This window comes from Olivibacter sp. SA151, assembly GCF_054130995.1.
The window spans coordinates 5,169,748-5,192,781 of sequence record NZ_CP096391.1 but is presented as its reverse complement, the minus strand read 5'-3'; the positions used below and the strand labels follow the sequence as shown (position 1 = coordinate 5,192,781).

Below are 23,034 nucleotides of genomic sequence, written 5' to 3'. Positions count from 1 at the left end.
ATGCTCTTTTTTAATGATGGCATTTTAAGGTCGCTAGGCGAAAGAGAAAGTGGTCTCTGGAGAAGTGATTCATCCAATAAGTTAATGATGAACAAGAAAATGAAGATAGTTTTATTTAACACCTTTTACTATCCAAAGCTGGTTGGTGGTGCAGAGATATCTGTACAGCTTCTTGCGGAAGAGCTGGTTCGAAACGGTCATCAAGTATACGTTTTTACGATTGGAAAAAAAGAGGAGATCGCAAGAATAAATGGTGTGATAGTAATTCGATTCACTTCAAAAAACATTTCTTCTGTATATGACAGTAGAAAACACGGTTTTTTTGCTACCACAGTTTGGCTGATGTTAGATTCAATGAATCCTCTATACCATTTCAAACTGTCCTATTTACTTAAAAGGATCAGGCCTGATGTTGTTCACACTAATAATGTTATGGGGTTCTCACCGGCGATTTGGTTGACAATAAAACGGTTAAACCTGCCGCTGGTTCACACTATGCGTGACTATTATCTTTTATGTCACAAGTGTAATATGTTTGACGGGAACAATAACTGCAATGCTTTGTGTGGAAGCTGTAAAGTCACGCATGTTGCAAAAAAATGGCTGCTTGATAAACCTGATGTTTTTGTGGGCGTTAGCAAATTTACAGTAGCTAAACATCAAGAAAATATGGAAACGAGGCCATTATCGGATTTTAAAGTGATTTATAATGCCGTTCAGCTTCCATCAACTAAAGGACAAGAAAAGTTTCATGAGGTGTTAACTGTTGGATATATGGGGCGAATTGCTAAAGATAAAGGTGTGGAGTACTTGGTGGCTGAAATTCGAAAGCTGGCGGATGCTGTCCCTATATCGTCTTTTGAGTTGTTACTTGCCGGGGAAGGGCCAACAGAATACATCGAATATTTGAAAGAGCAGTTAAAAGGGCTTAATTACCGATTTTTGGGAAAAGTGAAGCCTATTGACTTTTATAAGGAGGTTCAGTTGACGGTGGTTCCGTCAGTTTGGAACGAGCCTTTTGGTCGAGTGGTGATAGAATCACTTTCTTATGGTGTGCCAGTCTGTATGGCTGCTCGCGGTGGGCTTACGGAGCTCTATAATGAGCGTGTGTCATGGATTTTTAATATGGACGATCAAAATGGGCTATTTCCTATTTTGAGTAATGTGTTACGAAATAGAAGCCTTCTAAATGATAAAGCGAAGCTGGCTAGGGAATACGCCGCGAAGTTTAGCATAAGTGAGAATGCCCGACAATATGCAAGATTGTATGCAAGTTTAAACACAGAAAGCGGTCAAAAACCGCTTTCTGTAAAACCGTGATCAACGCCGTGTTACTAATTTAAAATAGCCGATGCATAAGCTGTTGGCTTATATTGACTATATGGTGTATACCATTTGATGATACCATAATAAGACTCATGGATATGGTTCTTTTCAGGTTCATCAAAAAGCTCATAAATAAAAGCACCTTTTACACGAGGATTCTTTCTGATTTTGGCCATAAATGAGTCGAAGAAGATTTTTCTATCTGACTCCTTTGTTGAATTGTTATTATTCTTATAACCAACTTCAGTAAACCATATAGGCTTAGAAAATCGAGATGTCAAATAAGTACTGATATCGCTGATGCCATAATTCGACTTGGCTGAACGTTCCATGTAGTCATACCACTGCCACCCGATGATATCGAATTTTAGACCCTTATTTTCTAACATTTTAATATAAGCAGTATGTAACCAACAAGCGTTTATGATAGTTTTTGCCGTTGGATCTTTTGCTTTTATCCCATCGTTCATTCCCCAGAGAAAATGCAATGCTATGTTAAACTTTTTCAGATCGTAGTGGGAGGTGGATGTGCCGGATTTTAATGGCAGAATAAAAAGGTTCTCAAGCTCGTTGCCGATATTGTAGTAGTCAAAGTCATTTTTATAGCGCTGAGCAAATAATTCTGCTACAAGACGCCCTTGATTATAGGCTTCTGACATTTTCATGTTAAAATCGAGTCCTCTCGCATAAAGCATGGGAACTAAGGTAACGCCCGCTTCGGCAGCAGCCTTTTTTAGAGGTATAAAATAATTCTCGGCATGCATTTCACCATTACTAAGCTTTGTTGATACATCGAAACGATAGCTTGTCATGCCAAGTTTTTTAAGCAAAGCTATTTGTTCCTTAGCAGGAACGCTGGTGTACGATAATGGACCTAACGGATGCCCATTTACTCCCAAGCTAAAGGTTGAAGAGCTAGTTGTGGACGTTGTCATCGTTGTGTTAGGACCTTCATTAGTTTTAGTTTCTTCAAGTAAGTCTTGTTTCGAGCAGGAAGCGAGGGTAAAAAGTGCTCCTGCAAAGAGAATTGAAAAGAAATTTTTTTTCATTTAAGTGTTAGTTGTGTAATAATAACGAAAACTTAAGGCAAAAAGATATACCGGTTGACTGTCAATCCGCCTAAAGTGAGCGTTATTCGTTACGGTTGGATTAAAAAAATAACGTTGATCACTGTTTAAAGTAACGCTAAAGTACAAGGGAAATTGTATTGTTGGTGTAGATCTGACACGCAAAGATAAAAATTTTTTTTTAAGCTTCCGGAGCTTTTGCAAATAGTTTCTAAAGCATGCTCTATTTATTGATTCTATCAAGAGACCATAAGATGAAAATAATAGGAGGCTATCAATTTCTACTTTCTGAATAACGAGTGGATAATCTTAAATGCTGCTAGTCGGCATTTTGACATTATCATCTCTTGTGACTAAAGCGGGCAGCTAAATCTATCGCACCGAATACGAGCAAATCAAAATACACATTTAATAGCCCAATTCCGGGACAACTCATTTTTCACTTAACTATAATATTTATGAAACAGGCTTTAATACATGACTGGCTGGATAAATACGGCGGTGCAGAGCGTGTAATAACCGCAATTTCTGAAGTTATGCGCTTCGATTATTATTATGCCTATGTAAACAAGATGGCAGATGATGACCTAAAAAGGGTGTTTGCTAATCGACATGTGGATGTTGAACAGTCTGCTTTGATGGCGAGGTTTCAGCCATATTTTAGGTACCTAATGCCATTGTTCCCGTTTGTTGTAAACCAATTTAACGAGCAAACGAAACGTAATAAGGTAGATTTAGTAATAAGTTCATCATGGGCTCTCTCTAAATCCTATAGAGTAGGGAATGAGGTGCACATTTGTTATTTACAAGCCCGAAACTTTAAGTATGTTTGGGAGGAGGCCGACAAGTATTTTCGTGGCCCATTGAAACTTCTATCATTTATACGTCCTTTGCTGCAAAAATTTGATAAAAGAGGCGGAAGTAATCCGAACTATCTCATTTCTAATTCCTATTTCGTTCGGAATTGGGTAAAAGAAAAATACGGTAGAGACAGTGTTGTCATTTATCCGCCTGTGGAAGTGGAGGATTTTTATATTTCAGAGATTAAAGAAGAATACTTCATAACGGTGGGTAGGCTTGAACCGTATAAGCGGTTCGACATTATTGTAGATGCTTTCGCTAAGAATGGTAAAAAACTGATAGTCGTGGGTGATGGCTCAGAGAAGAAAGAATTAATGAAGCGTGCTACAAATAATATTCAATTCGTTGGCTATAAAACGAAGGAAGAAATTAAAGGTCTATTAAGCAAATCACAAGGCTTTGTTTTTGCAGGAGTGGAGGATTTCGGCATCGCTATTGTCGAGGCCTTGGCCTCAGGTGTTCCGGTAATTGCTTTCAAGGGTGGCGCTAGTGAGGAGCTGATTTCCGATAGCAACGGTTTATTATACGATGAGCAGTCTTCGGAAAGCTTGAATAGCTGTATAAAGGAGTTTTATAGTCGCCGTTATAGTGCGCTCGAAATCCGAAAGTCGGCTATGAGGTTTTCTAAACAGCGATTCAAACATGAATTCAAACTGTTTGTTGAAAAGGTATGTAAAGAAAACCATATTAATAACTACCAGTTAAAAAACGATATAGAATCTCCCTCCATTCATATTTCATAAATAAAAATAGAGAGCTCTCCACAGTAAAGGTCAGCTCTCTTTCAATAGACTTAAATTATAACGATCGACATTTTTATGCTAGGCAGTAGAAGATATTATTCTAAAATCTCTTTGGTATATATGTTTATACATCGTCAAAGTCAGAATGGTAGATCGTCTTCATGCAAAAAGTTTGTCATTAACAAGTCTAACAGTATAAGTTCTCGATCCTTCTTTAGTTTCACAGATCTGTTACATAATTTATACATCTTAACGATTTAAAAGTCTCATGGTGCTTTTAATTGGTAAATTTGTGCCGATGCTTTATCTAAATATAACTTGTAATGTGCGATAGCCGCATAAAAAATGCATATATGTCATAAACCAAACTAGTAATCCATGATTGTTGATTTACAAACTTCTTCTTCATTTAAGGTTGTCTCTTTAAGCGAAAAGGACCTCTGGGATAGTTATCTGAGAAGGGCTGACCAGTTTGATTTTTATCATACCTGGGAGTACCATGCATTAGACAAGCAAGGACAGGCTTTTATGTTCGTATATGAAAGCGAAGATCTCTTCATTGGTATGCCGCTAATAAAACGATCCATTGAGGGTTCGGTATATTACGATTGCACATGTGTCTATGGTTATACGGGACCAATCTCAAATAGAGACTTCACAATTATCCCTTCTGCCATCTTACAGGATTTTCACTTGGTTTTTAATGAATACCTGCGATCGCAAAATATCGTTGCGGTATTCGCTGTACTTCATCCTTTATTTAAGCAAGATATCTTTTTAGGAAAGGAATTTTTTCACATTGAAAATTCTTCGAGTGAATTGAAAGACGTCGGTAAAACAGTTGCCATCGATTTACGACAGTCTCTTGACGAACAACGACAACAATATAGAAGACCGATACGGACGAAAATTAATCAATTGAGGAAAAAAGGTTTTACCGTTGAAATAGCAGACAGCGAAAAAGACCTCAATCAGTTTATCGAGCTCTACATCGAAAACATGACGAAAGTTAACGCGAATAACAAATATTTTTTCGAAAGGGATTATTTTGAGAATTTTATGGCGTCACGCAGTTTTATACCTAACCTACTTGTTGCGCGTTACGAAAACCGCGTAGTAGCAGGCGCCATGGTGGCAATGACAAAGCAGGTGATGCAGTTGCATTTAGCAGGCACCCGCAACGAGTTCTTACGAGAATCACCTATGAAGCTGATATTCGATGAGGCGTCACTAATAGGTAGAATGCATAATTTGCGCTACTTACATCTTGGTAGCGGGGTAGGAGGTGCGGAGGACTCTTTGTTTCATTTTAAACGGGGCTTCTCTGAACATGCATTTGACTTCCTAACTTGGCGATATATCATAGACTCCACAACCTATGAAAATCTAGTGAACGAAAGGTTAAATGGTAGAGAGGTTATTGATACCGACTTTTTTCCTTTGTATAGATCTTAGTTAAAATCCATTCCTATGAAAACGAGATATTTGTATTTATTGATTTTTATTTTAGCCATAAGTGACCTACTTATTATTAACAGTGTTTATTTAATAGGGTTCTATTATCTAACAAGTGGGCTGGAATTAGGTGGAATTTATACAGACGGACTTATTATCAGCAACCTCATATGGATTGTCTCTTCTTTCCTTTGTAAGCTATATACTGAGAAAACTGTGCGGAGAATCGATTTTATTTATTCTTCAACATTGCGAAGTTATTTGCTTCATTTCGCACTATACGCGTGTTATATAACGATCTTTAAAGAAAAAGCGATATCCAGAGAGTTTCTTCTTACCATGTATATAGGCCTGGCTTTGTGTTTATTTGCCAGCAGATTGCTAGGAACTTTTTTTGAAGCAAAGCTATTAAGGCACTTCAAAGCTAGTAAACCGGTAGCTGTACTGGGAATGAACAAGATGGGATTAAGACTTGCGGCTTTTTTTGAACAGAAAAGGAGTCAGTACGACTTTAATGGATTTTTAGACGATCATCAAGAACTCAGCATAAGCGAGGAAGGAAGGTTGCTGCCAGTCGTCTGTCAGCAAATTGAAGTCGCCGCGAAGAGCGGCGTCCAGGAAGTATATGTGCCATTGACTCCAGAAAATATGGCGAATGCTAATGTGCTATTAAAAGAAGCGGAGAAGCAGTGTGTAAGAATGAAATTTGTGCCGGACTTAACCGGAACATTCGTAACACCTTTTAAACTGACCTATATGGAAGAGTTTCCCGTAATAAGCCTACGACACGATCCACTAGAGGAAATAGAGAACAGAGTTAAAAAACGAATATTTGATATTTTCTTCAGTCTATTGGTGATTATATTCGTACTTAGTTGGTTATTTCCGCTTATCGGAATTATAATAAAAATTCAAAGCCCTGGTCCCATTCTATTCAAGCAAAAAAGAAGCGGAAGAAACAATCAGACGTTCGATTGTCTCAAATTTAGAAGCATGAGAGTGAATGACGAAAGCGACACGAAGCAGGCGACAAAAGGTGATGACCGAATTACTCCGATAGGAAGATTTATACGAAGAACGAGTTTGGATGAACTTCCTCAATTCTTCAACGTCTTGTTCGGTGATATGAGCGTAGTGGGCCCCCGACCTCACATTCTTTCCATGACAGAACAATATCGACAGATAATTGACCAATATATGGTCAGGCACTTTTTGAAATCAGGAATTACTGGTTGGGCACAAATAAACGGCTTTAGAGGCGAAACAAGGGATCCGGAATTGATGCGAAAACGAGTTGAATACGATGTTTGGTATTTAGAAAACTGGTCTATCTGGCTCGATGTTCGAATTGTTGTGCAAACAGCGATTAATATGATCAAGGGCGAAGAGAACGCTTATTAGGTAGTAAAATTTTAACTGTTTTGGTAAGGCAGGTTTGAATTAGTCAGACCTGCTTTTTTTTTAAACATATCGAATCGTTTTTTACTTACCGATGAATTGATTACAAACGATTTATCCTGTAGGTGTTTTCGAAGAGGTGCGTGTAATAAGTCAATAATAATACGACTGTAAAACGTCGATCTTCGAGCTCGTTGTGATTATGCAGCTATATAAAAGGAATAGAATTCATCGGGCGACCGATAAGAACTTGATATAGATGTGATTCGGCATAGAAGACGGTTAAAGTTGAGTAGAAGATTTGTTGATAAAAAAAGAGAAAGCCCTTATAGCGATTTTCTATAAGGGCCTTCTCTTTTCTTCTCTTGTCAGTTATCGTTAATCTCGACAAGGACAATGTAATTCAATAGATCCTTCACGGCTAGCGGCTGTTTTTGTTTCCCCATTATCCTTATACTGTATATCGGTATTGTCAGTTGAAACAATAAACCAGCTCATCGTTTTTTCGGTAAAAGCGGTAACCTCATATTTATCTAATTTTCCCGAATCCCACGTAATATTTACATAGTCTTTCTTATCCTCTCGAGAAATATCCCATTTTCCCCACACGGTTTTGTTCGTAAACTTGTCCAACTTTGTCACCCGATGATCGTCCGGAGTTGCCTCGTTAGGTCTAAAGTTATACTGTATACTTTTATTTCTAAAATCTTCGTATACTTTACTGCTTTGATAGACAGTGGTTCCATCACTCGCTTTGTACTCGTATTTTTCCGAAACGGTATTCCATACCGTACGGATAAGCGTTTGATCGATGGTTTTCGGGATTTCTACTCCGGGATCTTCTGTTTTATCACATGATAAAATGAATAATACCAATGGTAAAAGTAAAATGCGCTTTGACATAATAATAGATGTTTTTAATAATTTAATTACTCTCCAAATTTCGCAAGTATATCCTAAGAAAATGGGCGTAAAAGCGGATTGTATAAGGAAATAGGAAATTTTGGGTATGAAAATATGGGAATTAATAAAGTACTTGTTAGGCACTGTGTTGCACTTGTGCTTAAAATGGGAAAATGGAGCCATACATTTGAAGTATTTTTCCTGTTATAGTGATAGTTTATTTTTTGTGTTATATCTTTAAAGAAAAAAAATCAAAGGTATTTGAAAGATTGGTCGAGACGGGCAAAAACCACATTTGTTAATCTTTAGAAATCTTCAATAGATGGAACGAGATTTGTTAGTTAAGCAACGTATTTTATTTAAAAGGTGGTAAACATATGATGAAAGGAACTATCGGTATAGTTGACGATCAACAATTGTTCTTGAAAACTGTAGGTATGTTTGTCAATACCTTCCCGGATTTTGAAGTGATATTATATGCATCTAATGGACCCGACTTATTACAGAAGCTAAAATCTCAGAACCCCTTACCTGACATTCTGTTGATTGACGTTAACATGCCTGAAATGGAAGGAGCTGAGATCGTTTCAACGATTAGGAAGACATATCCAAGTATTAAGATGGCAGCACTCTCCATGATGGAGGATTCGCAAAACGTAATTAGGATGATTAAGGCAGGGTGTTGTGCTTATCTTTTGAAAAATATGAATCCCAATGAACTGGAATTGGCATTAAAGGAAATTTTACTACGGGGATTTTATAATACCTATGTGACAAATATGTGTTATCAGGAGATGTTTAATAAGGACTCTATAGATTTGAAAGATAGAGAGCGTGAGTTTTTAGAACTAGCATGTAGTGACTTAACCTATCAACAAATAGCGTCGAAAATGTTTTTGTCAATCAAGACGATCGACGGCTATCGAGCAGCTCTTTTTGAAAAGTTCCAGGTTAAAAGTAGAGTAGGTCTCGTATTGGAAGCTATCCGGCAGAACGTTATATCTGTATAATTAGCCAGCCGTACGTATAGGATTTTTCCTGTTTGATTTTACGGCTTTTCCCTTAATATAACTAAAATAATAATTGTTAATTTGTGTGGCAAATTAACGCGTTAACGAAGATGAAACCAACATGTTCCAGTGTGTGGAATGTGTTTTTTTAAGTTTGGTGCCATTTAAGGTCATTATCGCGGAGTTGATTGTTCTTTGATTTGCAGATTGGTCGTTAATTTCTCGAGGGAATGGAGGATGTCTTGCATTGTTAAAACTTCCGAACGGATACTTCGGATTTCAGCTGCTGTATTTAGCATGGTTTCCTTCCGGTATGAAGATGTCGTTGATAATGTCGAAATGGTTGATAGATCTATATCAGACAATTTAGTGCCGTCTTGCGGAGATGAAACTTTGATGTCGCTCCCAAGATCAGTAAAGGATTGGTGTTCCAGATTGTTTTCTACTCGTGCTATGTAACCGTTGGCAAACACTTCTAAGGACACGGATATGTTATTATAAATACCATCATAAATGCCTTCGATAGAGTTTTGTTTATTCTCTGCGTACATCGTCCTGCAGAATCCCAATCCAATTAAACCATTTCTAATACTGATCATAAAAAAAATACCTATTGCAAATATAAAATATCTTTATTCGCATTAATCGATATGAAGAATATTTTAATATTTTGTGTATCGATAACTGTGCCAATTGCCAATGAAGAAATAAAGGAAGATTGTATTTTGTATAAGATCGATCTGTATATTGATAAATGGCGTGATTCTTTGTGATTTAAATTGCTTAAGTTTGACATTAAAAAGAACTTTTACGTCCAACCGTTATGAAGATTTACGTTTTTTTAGAATATTTTTAATGAAGGATTTGAGGATAAAACAAACACCAGGGAAATCTTTTATCGATCTGAAGCCTACAAAGGACGATCATATAAGGCAGAACAATTTGTTACTGTCGGTAAATGAATGGTCTGGTGAAGGAAGTAAAGTATGCAGTATATATTTGAATATCGAGCAAACGAGCGTGCTTTATGAATATTTGAAATCCTTTTTAGAAGAAAAGGGCGAGGCACTTGCTTACCACCATCAAGAAATAAAAGAAAAAAAGCGTATGTTGAATGATGTTTACGAAGAATCTAAAGACAGCGGCTTGATAACAAGCGGGCAGATCAATAACTTGAGTAAAATAGGAGTTCCGATTGTGTCGCTACTGGCAAAAGATCTTCAAGTCCCCGCGCACGAGATTATAGCAATAGCAGAAAGCAATCCGTTGCCCTTTGCTCTTTTGAACAAACATTTCCGAACTTGCTGGGAATCGGTTCTAACGGAACCGCTTCCTTCCAATTATTTGTTCTAAAAAATGAGTATAGAAAAAATGTCAACAAGCGAAGTGTTAAAATAAAAATTATAGTTGTTACATCTTTACTTGTGCAAATAACATTTCATAAAAATGGACAAAGAAATAAACCGAGTTGATCAGTATGAATGAAGAGATAAAAATTTTATACTTGGATGATGAAGTGAACAACTTGGTTGCATTTAAAGCATATTTTCGACTGGATTATCAGATTTTTGTTGCTGAAAATACAAACGAGGCACTTAAAATATTGGAAGAGCACCCTGATCTGCGAATTATATTTACAGATCAACGGATGCCGGACAAATTGGGTACAGATTTTCTGGATGAGATTCGAGTAATTTATCCGTTACCGGTTAGAATTCTGCTAACAGCTTATACGGACGATTTAAATACCGCAATAGATGCGATAAACAAAGGTAATGTTTATCGTTATGTGAAAAAGCCGTGGTCGGTTGAAGCAATTTCAGCTGTTATAACCGATGCCAATAGGTATTATTTAACGAACTCATTGCTATCTGTAAAGAACAGAGAATTAGAACAAGCTTATAACGAACTGGATAAATTTGCTCATAGTGTAAGCCATGATATCCGTGGGCCGTTAGCAGGCATAATGGCCGCTGCTCAGCTGGCACAAGATATAAGTGATCTTAGTGAAATTGGTGAACTTTTGCAAATAATAGTCAATTCTGCCGAAAAGCTTGATCGCTATATTTTGACAATACACGACTATTACAGTGTCCGGCGAGGTGAGTTTAATATCATGGATATCGACCTTAACACCTTAGCTGACGATCTGCGGGTAATGTATGAAGCTATTGCGAACGCGAAAGGCATCCGATTTACAATAACGATCAATAACTCGGATGTTTTTAGATCGGATGAGGTTTCTGTAAAGTTAGTGTTGAATAACTTATTATCTAACGCCTTTAAATATCAAAAAAAGGATTACAATTACAAGTATGTGCACTTGGAAATGGGAGTAGAGCGAGGTGTTGCTACTTTTGTTGTAAAGGACTCCGGAATAGGTATTCCGGAAAAATATCTAGGCGAGATTTTTAAGTTGTTTTTTAGGGCTACTTTGCTCGAGGCTGGTAGCGGGCTCGGACTTTATAACGTTAAGAATATTTTAACGAAGTTAGGAGGGCAGATAATAGTGAACTCTGTTGAAAACGTTGGTACTGAGTTCGTTGTGACCATTCCGACAAAGTGATTTAATGTTAGATGGAAAATTTGAATTGAATATTAATGTATTGTTAGATAAATGAAATATCCTTTTATAGTTATTGATGATAGTCCGATTGATTGTCTCATTGTAAAGAAAGTGATTGGTTTTAGTGGAAAGAGCTCGGACGTAAAGGTTTTTAATGACGCTACACTTGCCCTTCAATACATAGAAAGTAACGAAGAAAGCCTAAGCGCGTCTATTTCTTTTATAACATTGGATATTATGATGCCGATCATGAATGGTTTTGAGTTTTTAGATAAATTTATAGATCTGCCAAAATCAATTCAAGAGCGCTATAAAATCATTATTCTCTCCTTGTCTAATAATGAACATACAATAAAAAGATTGCAGAAATACAAGGTAATAGAAGCCATTGTAGAAAAGCCTATTACCATGGATAAATTCGCTGCGGTCATCGGGAAATTTCAAGAGTAACGAAGATCGTTCATCAGATCTTGCATTATCTATATAATATAGGTGCTATAAAATCATCAAATGGGAGAAACACGACAAGAGGCCGTCGGGAATAATTTTCGGCCTATTATTTTTAGAAGAAGGCATCTTGAGGATAGCAAAGAAATGGATAAGTTATTGGCAATTGAAGGAGCCGTACAAATAATCGATACCATTGATATGCAGTTAGCTGAATTGATCAAGATCGAAAATCCGTCAGAGAGTTTCGATGAAAAGAAGCTCAGAACATATATAGATGCTTATATATATCCATCTTCATCTTTTGATTTTGGCGCATGGGTTTATTATCCCTGGTTAAATAAAATTATACATTTATTGGATGAGCCTGAATTTGTAAAGGTTAGGACCAGCAGAAATATATATAAGATTAAGCCTGAAGAGATCAATGTGCTAAAGGAAAAGAAAGTAGGAATAGTTGGATTATCCGTTGGGCAAAGTATAGCATTGACTTTAGCAATGGAGCGGAGTTGCGGAGAGCTACGCTTAGCCGACTTCGATTCAATTGAATTAAGTAATATGAATCGTATCCGTGTTGGTGTACAGGATTTAGGACAGAGTAAGGTTATTACTGCTGCAAGACAAATCGCCGAGTTAGATCCGTATATCAAAGTGCTTTGTTTTACGGACGGTTTAGATACCGGCAATATGGACCAATTCTTACTCGAAGGAGGAAAACTAGACATGCTGGTTGAAGAATGCGATGGTATTGACATTAAAATTATTAGTCGACTGAAAGCAAGAGCGTATGGTATACCGGTAATCATGGATACAAACGACAAGGGTATGTTGGATATAGAGCGGTTTGATTTAGAAAGAGACCGCCCCATTCTTCATGGACGACTTCAAAAAATAGAAGGTTATACCATTCAAGACATGGAAATACAACTAAAAGAACTGGACCTTGAGCAAAAGATAGCGTATTTAGTGGATATAATAGGTTTTGAAAATGTTTCTGAAGCAATGAAACTATCACTCCATTATATGAAAAAAACCATCATTGGATGGCCACAGTTGGCCTCAGCTGTCACGTTGGGCGGCGCAATGGTTACTGATGTGGTAAGACGGGTGTTTCTTGATCAATTTAATGATTCCGGGCGGTATTTTGTTGATTTCGAAGAGTTAATTCATAACACTAAAGTTGATTAACTATGATCCATATACGAACTTTTAGAGCACCAGATGATCCGGAAGCATGCGAAAAGTTCATAATTGGACATAGAAAATTATTGGAAATTTTTGGCATTAGCCAGATTACTTCTAATCGGCAAGATTGGGTGGACGATAGGGATACTATTGTTATCTTAGTAGAAAATACGGAAACAAAAACGGTATATGGCGGTGCTCGCGTCCAAATGGCCAATAGTAAATATGCGCTGCCTATAGAAACTGCAATTGGAAGATATGATGCTAAAATATACGACCTAATACAACATGACCAAGCTCGTGGAGGAACTTGCGAAATTTGCGGATTGTGGAATTCAAGGGAAGTAGCTGGTATGGGAATCGGTAGTTATATTCTGTCGCGAGTTGGGGTCGCAATCACCAAGCAGCTGCCAGTTGTTAGTCTTTTTGTACTATGTGCACCTATTACAGTTAAAATGGGAATCCGATTGGGTTGTAAGGTAGAAAAGACGTTGGGGAACAATGGATTGTTCTACTATCCAAAAGATGATTTAATTGCGACCGTAATGCGTATGGAGGACATAAATGACCTGTCGTTAGCAACAGATCTGGAAAGGGAAAAAATTTTGTCTTTGAGAGACAGGCCCCACCAAGAAGTACTGGAGCGAGGCCCGAAAGGTGAGTATCCTGTCACTTATGATCTCGTTATTCCAAATTTTCCTTAGTCATGTAACATAAAAAAGACTGAAAGCAATGAAAAACGTTAGTATCTTTTCGAAATTCAGAACTTTTTTAATACCTCTTGTCGTGCTGTTATGCCTTTGCAAAATAGGTCATACCTTCCAGCACGACCGTATAGTCAGATTTAGCGATGCGAGTAACGAAATTTTATTAAATCGTCATATTTCTATTTTTAAAGACGCTTCAAAGAAGCTGCCTATTAATTCCGTTAAGCAACAAAACTTTGCAGGTTATCCAAAAGACGGTATTATCAATTTAGGAGCAACAAAAGACAGGGTGTGGCTAAAATTTACCGTTCAAAATGATACCGACGATGAAGATTTATATTTATTATTGCAGCAAGCAACAATTGATGAAGCCATTTTATTCCTTGAACATTCGAATGGTGACGTTTTAATCGATACTTTAGGAAAATATAAGCCATTTGAGGAAAGAGCGGTTTATGCGCCCGATTACATCTTTCCAATCAATGTGAAAAAGGCAAGTAACGCAACCATTTACCTCGGCGTTTCTTCAAACGATCAGATGCAGTTGCCTCTCTATATCGGCAGCAAGGAAGTCATCTCGACAAAAATGTCAACGAAAAACCTTTTGTTCGGATTGTATGCAGGGGCAGTGTTGATCATGATGCTGTATAATCTATTTATTGGCCTTTCTACACGCAACGGCAGTTATATCTATTATATTGTTTATATATTCACTGTAGGACTTACGCAGGCAATGTTTCAAGGATATGCTTATATGTATCTTTGGCCCAATAGCCCTTGGATGGCAAGTCGAAGTTCTATTATTATTCCCTTCCTTTCCGGTTTAGCCACGATCGCATTCATCAAGACTTTTCTACATACGAAAACAAATACCCCTAAACTCGATAAAGGAATTAACGTAATCGTTATTTGCTATTTCGTAGGTTTATTCATTGGCCTGTTCGATGTTTTTCAGGGGGCCATCGTTTTGCAAACAATGGCCTCTTTGGGCATTATATATGTGATGTATGTCGTTAATCAGATCCGTAAAAAAGGATATAGACCGGCAGTTTTTTTTCTAATTGCTTTTACCTTGTTTTTTTCCTGTGTTATAGCGTTTGTTCTCCGTAATTTTAACCTAATTCCTTACAATGGATTCACCGCTTATATTCTAGAGATTGGTTCGATTGTAGAGATTTCATTACTTTCTTTTGCATTGGCTGATCGGATAAATTTCTATAGAAAAGAGAAGGAGGCATCGCAAGCGCAGGCGTTGCGAATATCACAAGAGAATGCGAGAATTATAAGGGAGCAAAATCTATTATTGGAAACGGAAGTTGATAAACGAACCAAAGATCTGAAAAGAACTAATGAGAGTTTAAATGAGGCCATGTACAATTTAAAGCAAGCTCAGGCTCATTTGGTTGAATCCGAAAAATTAGCTTCATTAGGTATGTTAACTGCAGGCATTGCTCACGAGATTAACAACCCAATAAACTTTGTAACCGGCAGTATAAAGCCTTTAAGTAGAGATGTGGATCAATTAATTGAGGCGCTGAAGGTTGTTGAGGAAATAGCATTCAAGGATATTCCCGAGGAGTCAAAGATTGCCGAGCTGGAGAGTTATAAAGAAGATATTGATTTAGCGTTCTTAAAAGAGGAGATTCAGTTATTGTTAAAAGGGATACAAGAAGGGGCTTTTAGAACAGCGGAGATCGTAAAAAGCTTACGGGTTTTTTCAAGGGTGGACGAAGACGACTTAAAACTGGCAGATATTAATTTGGGACTTGAATCCACTTTAGTCATCTTAAACAGCATGTTTAAAGATAGGATCAACGTTAAAAGACATTACGATGAAATTCCATATGTGGAGTGTTTCCCGGGAAAGCTAAATCAGGTTTTCTTAAATTTGTTAACCAATGCGTTCCATGCCATTGACGAAAAGTTCAAAGGAAAGCAAGGAGGGAAAATCACTATCAAAACGTACTATAAGGACGATTTGGTATATATTTCTATAAAAGATAATGGGGTAGGGATAAAAGAAGAGTTAAAAGATAAAATATTTGACCCCTTCTTTACAACCAAAGATGTAGGAGAGGGAACGGGATTAGGTCTTGCAATCGTTTCACAAACGGTGGCGAAGCACCATGGTAGTATCTCCCTGGTTACTGAAGAAGGTAAGGGATGTGAATTCATTATTAAGATACCCACAGTTCAACCAAATGATAATCAACTAAACAACGAAAATGTCCAATCAGGAGAGGAGTTTCTGTCGAAGTAAAAATTCCAATTGTTCATTAGTAATGGACAATAACTGATTCTCATCTTTCATCTTTTTTTTCTCCAAATATAACTGATAGGCTTTTTGAATTGTACTATCCAACTCTTCTTCATTCCAAGGTTTGGTGAGATAATGAAAAATCTTTCCCTTATTAATAGCATCAATAACAGCAGCCATATCCGTATAGCCGGTTAAAAGGATGCGGACGGGGTCGGGGTGTGTCTGTATGATCTGCTCGAGGAATTCAACACCGGTCATCCTAGGCATTCGCTGATCGGTTATGATAATATCAAACTCAAGATTCTTAAGTTTTTCAATCGCCTCTAAACCACCAATGGCTGTTTCAATTTTATATCTGGTTCTAAAAGTAGCTTTGAAAGAGATCAAATTGTGTTCCTCGTCGTCGACAAAAAGGATTCGAATTTTCTGCGGTTCCATAACAATCCATTTAATAAGTGTACCTTAACAATTCTTCTGCCAAGACGGCTCTAAAAAGAAAAAAATGCTGCAATTTCGAGTCGATTATATTTTATGTATCGATCAAGTGCTATGCATCACCGTTAACTTCGTTAAATGTAGAAAAATATAGTGTATTAACTCATGTTTTCCGAAAACGAGTAAAATAATTTTGAAAGAGCTATCTTGCAAGATTAAAAGCAAATGTTGACAAATTATGGAGAAAATCAAAATTTTAGTGGTGGGTTGCGGTAATATGGGGGCTTCACATGCCAAAGCCTATCATTCGATGGATAAATTCGAGATTTGCGGATTGGTTTCCACCGGTAAAAGTAAAGAAGTGCTAAACCAGGAACTAGGTGGTTTGTATGAGCTATATGACAATTATGAAGAGGCCTTGCGTTTAGCAAAACCGGATGCTGTTTGCATAGCTACTTACCCCGATACGCACGAAGACTTTGCGATTAAGGCTTTTCAAGCAGGATGTCACGTTTTTATCGAGAAACCTTTAGCAGATACCATTGATGGAGCAGAAAGGGTAGTGGCTACAGCCAATAAATATAATAAAAAACTAGTTGTCGGTTATATTTTGCGCTATCATCCTTCTTGGGAGATGTTTATTGAGCAAGGGAGGAAGCTTGGTAAACCCTTGGTAATGCGCATGAATTTAAACCAGCAAAGCCACGGTTATATGTGGAAAGTACACCAAAATTTAATGAAAAGTTTAAGTCCTATTGTCGATTGCGGTGTGCATTATATTGATGTTATGTGCCAGATGACAGATGCGAGGCCTGTTCAAGTAAGTGCGATTGGCGCAAGGCTAACTCAGGACATTCCTCCGGATAATTACAATTATGGCCAGCTGCAAATTAAATTCGAAGACGGATCAGTAGGTTGGTATGAGGCGGGTTGGGGACCGATGATAAGCGAGACGGCCTTTTTCGTAAAAGATGTAATTGGGCCGAAAGGCTCTGTATCTATCGTTGCGAAGGAAGCATCAAAAACCGGAAAATCCGATGCCGTAGAGTCGCATACAAAGACCGAGTCTCTTAAAATACATAACGCTCAATTAGATACAGATTACAACTTTGTTCACAGAGATACTTGGGTTAATTTGGAAGATGAACCTGATCACCAAGAGTTGTGTAATAGGGAACAGCGATTTTTCTTACAGGCTATACTCGAGGATTTAGACTTAACAAAAGCTAATGTCGACGCTATCAATAGCTTACGTATTGCTTTGGCATGCGATGAATCCGTAAAAACAGGAAATATTGTCCGTATGTAAGGTGCATTCACGTACAAAGTTATTCCTTCATTTTATTATAGTAAATGGTTTAGAGGTTTCCATAGATAATTTGAGAATAAATGTGATGTAAGGCAACATAAAATGTACGTTCGGGGAAGAATGGTTGGTAGGCGTCCTAAATAACTTTAATATTGTTCTCGCTGAAACAAATTTATTAATTAAAGCAGTGACAATATGTTGTTTAACTCCATCAGCTTTGCTGTTTTTCTACCAATTGTTTTCATTCTCTATTGGTTTGTTGTAAACAGGTCTCTTAAGCAACAAAATATACTTTTGTTGATCGCAAGTTATTATTTTTATAGTTGTTGGGACTGGCGCTTTTTGTTTTTACTTGCTTTTTCTACTTTTCTCGACTACTTCTCCGGCTTGGCAATTCATCGTGCCGAAAGTCAGAAAAGTAGAAAATTTTGGCTTATTTTAAGTATAGGAATCAATCTAGGCTTTCTCGCATTCTTCAAATATTATAATTTTTTTGTAGAGTCGTTCGCTGATCTCGTTGGCCAGTTTGGGTTTAATCCGAATATATCGACGTTGAACATTATTCTGCCTGTTGGCATCTCTTTTTACACCTTCCATGGATTATCTTACGTACTGGATATTTATAACAGAAAGATCGAACCTAGCACGAATTGGGTGCATTACTCGTTATTTGTCAGTTTTTTTCCGCTCCTGGTAGCGGGGCCAATCGAAAGGGCCACGCATTTGTTGCCTCAAGTAGAGAGAAAGCGGAACTTTGATTATACGCGAGCTGTTGACGGATTGAGACAAATTCTTTGGGGCTTTATTAAAAAAATCGTTATTGCGGATAATTGTGCGGAATATGCAAATATGATCTTCAACAATTCATCTGCTTACTCCAGTGGCGTGCTAATCATAGGCGCTGTTTTATTCGCATTTCAAATCTATGGCGATTTCTCTGGTTATTCTGATATTGCCTTAGGGGTGGCACGGCTGTTTGGTTTTGAACTTTTAAAGAACTTCAACTTCCCTTACTTTTCGAGAGATATTGCCGAATTTTGGCGCAGATGGCATATTTCCTTATCGTCATGGTTTAAGGATTATCTATATATACCCTTAGGAGGCAGTAGGGGAGGTCTATGGATGAGCATACGCAATACATTTATCATATTTTTGGTAAGTGGATTCTGGCACGGTGCGAATTGGACGTTTATAGTTTGGGGCGGATTGAATGCGCTCTTCATTATGCCGTCCATAATTTTCAGGACGAACCGGTCGAATCTCGATATTGTTGCTAAGGGACGTTTGTTCCCTAATTGGCGAGAATTGCTCCAGATCGCAACTACGTTTATTTTAACGGTGCTGGCGTGGATCTTCTTTCGAGCCGCAAGCCTCGATCATGCCTTTAGTTATATTGGCGGGATATTTTCACATGTTGGAGATGGATATATTCCTTTACAATCGAACGAGTTAAGAGGTACCTTCATTTGCTTCCTGCTCATTATACCATTTGTGATGATAGAATGGCTTGGGCGAGAACAGAATTATGCAATCGAAAAAATCGGCTTTATCTGGCCGAGAATCATAAGATGGTCTTTCTATTCTATCATGCTCTTTGTCATCTTGATGTATATGCAAACAGGAGGAACAGAGTTTATATATTTTCAATTTTAACATGAAAAAGTTCTTCATATCCTTAATTGCCTTTGCTGGAGTCGCTTGCATTATTTGTTGCTTGGGAATCATCGCTTTTGGACGCTTTGTTCCCTTTTCCGTTCGATCAAACTTACCTTATGTTTTGGGCGGCGTGGGGTATTCTTACACAAGATTTAACGAAGCGAAAGAAATTGATAGAAATGTAGATGTGCTTGTTGTGGGATCCTCTCATGCTTATCGTGGTTATGATCCTCGAATTTTCGAGCAATATGATTGGAAACTCTTTAATTTAGGCTCTTCCGCACAAACACCTGTTCAAACTGCATACCTATTCGATAAGTATATTGCTAAATTCAGACCTAAATTGGTTGTTATTGACGTTTACCCCGTTCTGTTCAAATCCGATGGGATAGAGTCGGTTATTGATTTGGTTTCAAATGGCGAGCTTGATGAAGAGCTTGTACGTTTAAGCGTTGCTCAAAATAATATCAGTGTATATAATACGCTGTTTTATAGAGCTTTTGCAGATGCTTTTGGATTCAATAAAGGTTTTGTTGAGAAGAATCCAAGCAGCACCGGCGACTTGTATGTTTCAGGTGGATATGTAGAATCAAAGGGCCGTTTCAAAGGAAAGAAAGAATTTAAAGCAACAAGTTATTCTTTTCTGCCAAATCAGGTCGATGCTTTTGAACACATCATTGCGAAAATGCGGCAACGGAATATCCCCTATATCATTCTACAATCGCCTATTCCGCAGGCGAAATATGCACGTGTTACCAATAATGCCTATGCTGATGCATTTTTTTCTAAATATGGCTTTTATAGGAATGCGAATGAAGTATTAAAGTTGCCTGATAGCTGCTTTTTGGATGAAAGCCATTTAAATCAATGGGGTGTTAATCGATATAATGAATATGTGGTTAATTTGATAAAGGAAAAGGGGTATTTGAACGTGAAGAAGAGGGAATATCGATTCGCTTCTAAATACGAATGATAAAAAGTCCCTCAGTTCTTGTCGAAAAGACTGGCGGATTGCTTATTCCTGGCTTCTTTATAAAAAGTAAGAAGAAATATAACAGAATCAATAAAGATTATAGGAAAATCTTCAAAATGATCGTTTTCTTATCATAAACTCATCGTAAATACTGCGTAAAATTTACGGTCAATTTACGATAGATTTACGATGAATTTACGACAACATTGAATATTAATCAGGTTTCTTTATTTTTTCTAACGATGTTTTAAGTAGCTTTTATTGTGAAAAAAGGAAAAAAGAAGGGTATAACGAACCTCAATTGATCTACGATTAGGAAACACTGAAAATAAATCCAACGCCATACACGTTTTCAATATTGACGCGAGTGGAATGTGTCAAGGCCTTCCGAAGTCTGGAGATAAAGACATCTAGGCTTCGTCCCAAGAAATAATCATTTTCACCCCATAGATGCAATAAGATTTCTTCTCTTTTTAAAATACGATTGCTGTTGAGGTGTAAATACTCCAGTAGCTCCGCTTCCCTTAGGGTAAGTGATACTGCTTTTTTATTTGGCAACGATAACTTCAATAACTCCTTTTGAAAAATGAGATCACCGATTTGCAACTCACCGGGAAGTATTTCAGGGCGTATTTCTTTATTATTTCTCTTAATGATGTTTTTTATTCTTAATACCAGCTCGTCAATGTCAAATGGTTTGTTGATATAATCGTCTGCTCCAATATGGAGTCCGTGTATGCGATCTTTTTTTTCATTTCTTGCTGTTAGAAAAAGAAACGCTTGGGTTTTATTCTCTTTGATTATCTTTTCCGCCAGTTCAAAACCATTGTAATCAGGTAACTGTACATCAATGATGAGCAGGTCATAACTGTGACTTTGTTGATAATGTAGAAGCGCTTCATGAGCACTCATGCACCAGATAACATTAAAGTTCATGAACTCTAAATACTGTTTGACAACATTTCCAAGATCTTGTTCATCTTCCACGAAAAGTAAACTATGTTTCATAAGCCTGTATTATTGGTATGATAGGGGATAAAGATACAAAATTCACTTCCTACACCAATTTGACTTTGTAAGTGTAGTCGCCATCCGTGCGCTTCTAACGATTGTTTCACATAAAAGAGACCTAAACCTAAACCACCGGTTTGTAAATTATGCTTTCCACGGTAGAATTTTTCAAAAATATGTGAAATCGTACTCTCTGCCATTCCAATGCCATTATCTTTGATTGAAACAGTTAAGTGTCTTTCCTTCCAATCCGTTATTACGGTAATATTTTTGATAGCAGCGTTATTGTACTTTAACGCATTGTCGAAAATATTGTAGAGCATTGTGGTAAAGAGAAATCTATTTAGCGGGACGATCGAGCCAGATGTAAAAGCAGTGTATCGAATTTGAACTTTCTCCGGGGTTTTCAATTCATAATCGTTTATAATTTCTTCTAACAATTTTTCCAAGTCATGTGATTCTTTTTCAATATTTTCTTTACTCATCGAAGTGATATCCAATGCTTGATTGACTAAGGTTTGAAGGCGGTCTGTCTGCCTTTTTATAATGCCTGTTAAGGTGTTGACTCGTGTATAATTCGTTATGATGTCCGGGTTTTGCAGGCTTTTGTTCGCTACAAGAATAGCTGAAATGGGTGTGTTGAACTCGTGTGTAATACTGTTCAGAAAATCAGACTTCATATCCGCCAATTTTTTTTGTTTCAGCCAATTCCTATACGTAAAGTAATAAATGAGCAACACAAAGGCTATGGACATCAAAGACAAGCTTAGGGTAGGGACCATCTGTTTTAAAATCGCTATTTGCCTATTATATTGGTCAACGTATAAACTGAAGCTAACTTGTAGGGTATTGGGCGAGGGGTCTGAAATGCTGATGCTTGTGACCAAATTTTCCCGATTAGCGAAGGACAAATCACCATCAATCAGCATCCCTTGGCTTACCTCACGAATATTAACCGGAGCATCGCCAAAAACACCTTTATGGTATATGGGTATATAGCTAATGCCATCAAAAGTAATGGCGATATTGTTTAGAATAAGAAGGAATTGTAGATCGTTTGTCAGCGCAAGTTGCGTATGGATTGCCCGAAATAAACTATCCATTGTGCTATAGCGGGTAAGATCTTTGTATAGCTCTTCACTGACCTGCTTTTGAAAGGCTTCAAATTCTTTTGGCCCGTTGGTGTAAAGTTCTTGGAATTTCGCCAGGTTATTGTCTATATGTTGCTTCAGGATTTTCGCACCACCAGGAAATAAGACTTCATTCCGAATCGCCTGTTTGTAAGCGTCGTTGATAAGTTCTTTTTCATCTAGATTATATTGGCGATTCTTCAGCTCATAGGTGTTGTATATGAGTTTTGCCTGAACAACAATGAGAATGGCCATACAGCAGATAGCAATCGATCGATATAAAATGATCGACGGTAACAACAATCGATTAATCTTTTCTTTAACCATTTGATTTTCGTTGATTGTCTTGTTAAGATTCTATTAACAATCTGTTATGATTTGGTTGACAACTTTTTCTTTCGTCTAGACTTACCTTTACGCGAGTAATCAGACTAATACTTTAAGCCTGTTAAACTTTCGGGATAGAAATAATGATCTCTTTGCTATAGCTAGTGTTTAGGCAAAGCTAAAACGTTTTTATTAACAAAACAAGATACAATGATAAGATAGTTTACGAATTACTTTCTAATTATGACAGGTCAACAGTCGCTTG

At 37.3% G+C, this 23,034-nt stretch carries 20 protein-coding genes; 14 read left to right on the top strand and 6 right to left on the bottom strand.

Features of this window, described 5'->3' with window-relative positions:
- Positions 1-1,320 (top strand): glycosyltransferase family 4 protein, encoded by a 1,320-nt coding sequence (locus tag M1D52_RS21210; protein ID WP_437393472.1) that lies wholly within the window; start codon positions 1-3, stop codon positions 1,318-1,320.
- Between the two features lie 14 nt (positions 1,321-1,334).
- Here the strand turns inward: M1D52_RS21210 and M1D52_RS21205 are convergent, their stop codons facing one another.
- Positions 1,335-2,375 (bottom strand): glycosyl hydrolase 53 family protein, encoded by a 1,041-nt coding sequence (locus M1D52_RS21205; protein ID WP_437393471.1) that lies wholly within the window; start codon positions 2,373-2,375, stop codon positions 1,335-1,337.
- Between the two features lie 476 nt (positions 2,376-2,851).
- On the opposite strand from M1D52_RS21205, the gene M1D52_RS21200 reads away from it, so the two are divergent.
- The 3 genes from M1D52_RS21200 (at position 2,852) to M1D52_RS21190 (ending at position 6,853) form a co-directional block, all read left to right on the top strand.
- Positions 2,852-3,997, top strand: coding sequence for a glycosyltransferase (locus M1D52_RS21200; protein WP_013665316.1), 1,146 nt, complete (start codon positions 2,852-2,854; stop codon positions 3,995-3,997).
- 378 nt (positions 3,998-4,375) lie between these two features.
- Positions 4,376-5,452, top strand: a complete 1,077-nt coding sequence (locus M1D52_RS21195; RefSeq protein WP_437393470.1) for a GNAT family N-acetyltransferase — start codon at positions 4,376-4,378, stop codon at positions 5,450-5,452.
- A 15-nt stretch (positions 5,453-5,467) separates the two neighbouring features.
- A complete protein-coding gene (locus tag M1D52_RS21190) occupies positions 5,468-6,853 on the top strand; it encodes an undecaprenyl-phosphate glucose phosphotransferase (RefSeq protein ID WP_013665318.1) in 1,386 nt (461 codons plus the stop codon).
- Positions 6,854-7,228: 375 nt separating this feature from the next.
- Here the strand turns inward: M1D52_RS21190 and M1D52_RS21185 are convergent, their stop codons facing one another.
- Complete coding sequence (locus M1D52_RS21185; RefSeq protein WP_013665319.1) at positions 7,229-7,753, bottom strand: hypothetical protein; 525 nt, start codon at positions 7,751-7,753, stop codon at positions 7,229-7,231.
- Between the two features lie 377 nt (positions 7,754-8,130).
- Between M1D52_RS21185 and M1D52_RS21180 the strand changes: the two genes are divergently transcribed.
- A complete protein-coding gene (locus M1D52_RS21180; RefSeq protein ID WP_041387262.1) occupies positions 8,131-8,763 on the top strand; it encodes a response regulator transcription factor in 633 nt (210 codons plus the stop codon).
- Positions 8,764-8,936: 173 nt separating this feature from the next.
- Here M1D52_RS21180 and M1D52_RS21175 read toward each other — a convergent pair whose 3' ends face one another.
- The gene (locus M1D52_RS21175) at positions 8,937-9,362 is read right to left on the bottom strand and encodes a hypothetical protein (RefSeq protein ID WP_437365218.1); all 426 of its coding nucleotides are present in this window, start codon (positions 9,360-9,362) and stop codon (positions 8,937-8,939) included.
- A 190-nt stretch (positions 9,363-9,552) separates the two neighbouring features.
- On the opposite strand from M1D52_RS21175, the gene M1D52_RS21170 reads away from it, so the two are divergent.
- From M1D52_RS21170 to M1D52_RS21145, 6 genes are all read left to right on the top strand, one after another.
- Positions 9,553-10,116 (top strand): hypothetical protein, encoded by a 564-nt coding sequence (locus M1D52_RS21170; protein ID WP_013665323.1) that lies wholly within the window; start codon positions 9,553-9,555, stop codon positions 10,114-10,116.
- Positions 10,117-10,240: 124 nt separating this feature from the next.
- A complete protein-coding gene (locus M1D52_RS21165; protein ID WP_013665324.1) occupies positions 10,241-11,329 on the top strand; it encodes a hybrid sensor histidine kinase/response regulator in 1,089 nt (362 codons plus the stop codon).
- 51 nt (positions 11,330-11,380) lie between these two features.
- Entirely contained in the window at positions 11,381-11,779 is a 399-nt protein-coding gene (locus tag M1D52_RS21160; protein WP_013665325.1) for a response regulator, read from the top strand.
- Positions 11,780-11,839: 60 nt separating this feature from the next.
- Positions 11,840-12,964 carry a ThiF family adenylyltransferase gene (locus M1D52_RS21155; protein ID WP_437393468.1) on the top strand — a complete coding sequence of 375 codons (1,125 nt, stop codon included), beginning with the start codon at positions 11,840-11,842 and terminating at the stop codon, positions 12,962-12,964.
- Positions 12,965-12,966: 2 nt separating this feature from the next.
- Entirely contained in the window at positions 12,967-13,665 is a 699-nt protein-coding gene (locus M1D52_RS21150) for a hypothetical protein (RefSeq protein ID WP_013665327.1), read from the top strand.
- Positions 13,666-13,693: 28 nt separating this feature from the next.
- On the top strand, positions 13,694-15,928 hold the full coding sequence (locus M1D52_RS21145; protein WP_437365212.1) for a sensor histidine kinase: 2,235 nt from the start codon (positions 13,694-13,696) through the stop codon (positions 15,926-15,928).
- On the opposite strand, the gene M1D52_RS21140 is transcribed toward M1D52_RS21145, so the two are convergent.
- Positions 15,902-16,366, bottom strand: coding sequence for a response regulator (locus tag M1D52_RS21140; protein WP_013665329.1), 465 nt, complete (start codon positions 16,364-16,366; stop codon positions 15,902-15,904). The genes M1D52_RS21145 and M1D52_RS21140 overlap by 27 nt on opposite strands.
- A gap of 235 nt (positions 16,367-16,601) precedes the next feature.
- Here M1D52_RS21140 and M1D52_RS21135 point away from each other — a divergent pair, with 235 nt between their 5' ends.
- The 3 genes from M1D52_RS21135 (at position 16,602) to M1D52_RS21125 (ending at position 20,301) form a co-directional block, all read left to right on the top strand.
- Positions 16,602-17,672, top strand: a complete 1,071-nt coding sequence (locus M1D52_RS21135) for a Gfo/Idh/MocA family protein (RefSeq protein ID WP_437365210.1) — start codon at positions 16,602-16,604, stop codon at positions 17,670-17,672.
- A gap of 195 nt (positions 17,673-17,867) precedes the next feature.
- Positions 17,868-19,325: an MBOAT family O-acyltransferase gene (locus M1D52_RS21130; protein ID WP_130856219.1), complete on the top strand. Its 1,458-nt coding sequence runs from the start codon at positions 17,868-17,870 to the stop codon at positions 19,323-19,325.
- Position 19,326: 1 nt separating this feature from the next.
- Positions 19,327-20,301, top strand: coding sequence for a hypothetical protein (locus tag M1D52_RS21125; RefSeq protein ID WP_437365206.1), 975 nt, complete (start codon positions 19,327-19,329; stop codon positions 20,299-20,301).
- 312 nt (positions 20,302-20,613) lie between these two features.
- Here the strand turns inward: M1D52_RS21125 and M1D52_RS21120 are convergent, their stop codons facing one another.
- Both M1D52_RS21120 and M1D52_RS21115 read right to left on the bottom strand, forming a co-directional pair.
- Positions 20,614-21,309, bottom strand: coding sequence for a response regulator transcription factor (locus M1D52_RS21120; protein WP_013665333.1), 696 nt, complete (start codon positions 21,307-21,309; stop codon positions 20,614-20,616).
- Positions 21,306-22,769, bottom strand: coding sequence for a sensor histidine kinase (locus tag M1D52_RS21115; protein ID WP_437365204.1), 1,464 nt, complete (start codon positions 22,767-22,769; stop codon positions 21,306-21,308). The genes M1D52_RS21120 and M1D52_RS21115 overlap by 4 nt, the downstream gene beginning before the upstream one ends.
- Positions 22,770-23,034: the final 265 nt, after the last annotated feature.

Coding starts and splice junctions, on each gene's coding strand:
- M1D52_RS21200 (WP_013665316.1), top strand. CDS start 2,852: ATGAAACAGGCTTTAATACATGACTGGCTGGATAAATACGGCGGTGCA.
- M1D52_RS21190 (WP_013665318.1), top strand. CDS start 5,468: ATGAAAACGAGATATTTGTATTTATTGATTTTTATTTTAGCCATAAGT.
- M1D52_RS21125 (WP_437365206.1), top strand. CDS start 19,327: ATGAAAAAGTTCTTCATATCCTTAATTGCCTTTGCTGGAGTCGCTTGC.
- M1D52_RS21130 (WP_130856219.1), top strand. CDS start 17,868: ATGTTGTTTAACTCCATCAGCTTTGCTGTTTTTCTACCAATTGTTTTC.
- M1D52_RS21155 (WP_437393468.1), top strand. CDS start 11,840: ATGGGAGAAACACGACAAGAGGCCGTCGGGAATAATTTTCGGCCTATT.
- M1D52_RS21120 (WP_013665333.1), bottom strand. CDS start 21,309: ATGAAACATAGTTTACTTTTCGTGGAAGATGAACAAGATCTTGGAAAT.
- M1D52_RS21175 (WP_437365218.1), bottom strand. CDS start 9,362: ATGATCAGTATTAGAAATGGTTTAATTGGATTGGGATTCTGCAGGACG.
- M1D52_RS21160 (WP_013665325.1), top strand. CDS start 11,381: ATGAAATATCCTTTTATAGTTATTGATGATAGTCCGATTGATTGTCTC.
- M1D52_RS21140 (WP_013665329.1), bottom strand. CDS start 16,366: ATGGAACCGCAGAAAATTCGAATCCTTTTTGTCGACGACGAGGAACAC.
- M1D52_RS21135 (WP_437365210.1), top strand. CDS start 16,602: ATGGAGAAAATCAAAATTTTAGTGGTGGGTTGCGGTAATATGGGGGCT.
- M1D52_RS21185 (WP_013665319.1), bottom strand. CDS start 7,753: ATGTCAAAGCGCATTTTACTTTTACCATTGGTATTATTCATTTTATCA.
- M1D52_RS21210 (WP_437393472.1), top strand. CDS start 1: ATGCTCTTTTTTAATGATGGCATTTTAAGGTCGCTAGGCGAAAGAGAA.
- M1D52_RS21145 (WP_437365212.1), top strand. CDS start 13,694: ATGAAAAACGTTAGTATCTTTTCGAAATTCAGAACTTTTTTAATACCT.
- M1D52_RS21115 (WP_437365204.1), bottom strand. CDS start 22,769: ATGGTTAAAGAAAAGATTAATCGATTGTTGTTACCGTCGATCATTTTA.
- M1D52_RS21180 (WP_041387262.1), top strand. CDS start 8,131: ATGATGAAAGGAACTATCGGTATAGTTGACGATCAACAATTGTTCTTG.
- M1D52_RS21165 (WP_013665324.1), top strand. CDS start 10,241: ATGAATGAAGAGATAAAAATTTTATACTTGGATGATGAAGTGAACAAC.
- M1D52_RS21195 (WP_437393470.1), top strand. CDS start 4,376: ATGATTGTTGATTTACAAACTTCTTCTTCATTTAAGGTTGTCTCTTTA.
- M1D52_RS21150 (WP_013665327.1), top strand. CDS start 12,967: ATGATCCATATACGAACTTTTAGAGCACCAGATGATCCGGAAGCATGC.
- M1D52_RS21205 (WP_437393471.1), bottom strand. CDS start 2,375: ATGAAAAAAAATTTCTTTTCAATTCTCTTTGCAGGAGCACTTTTTACC.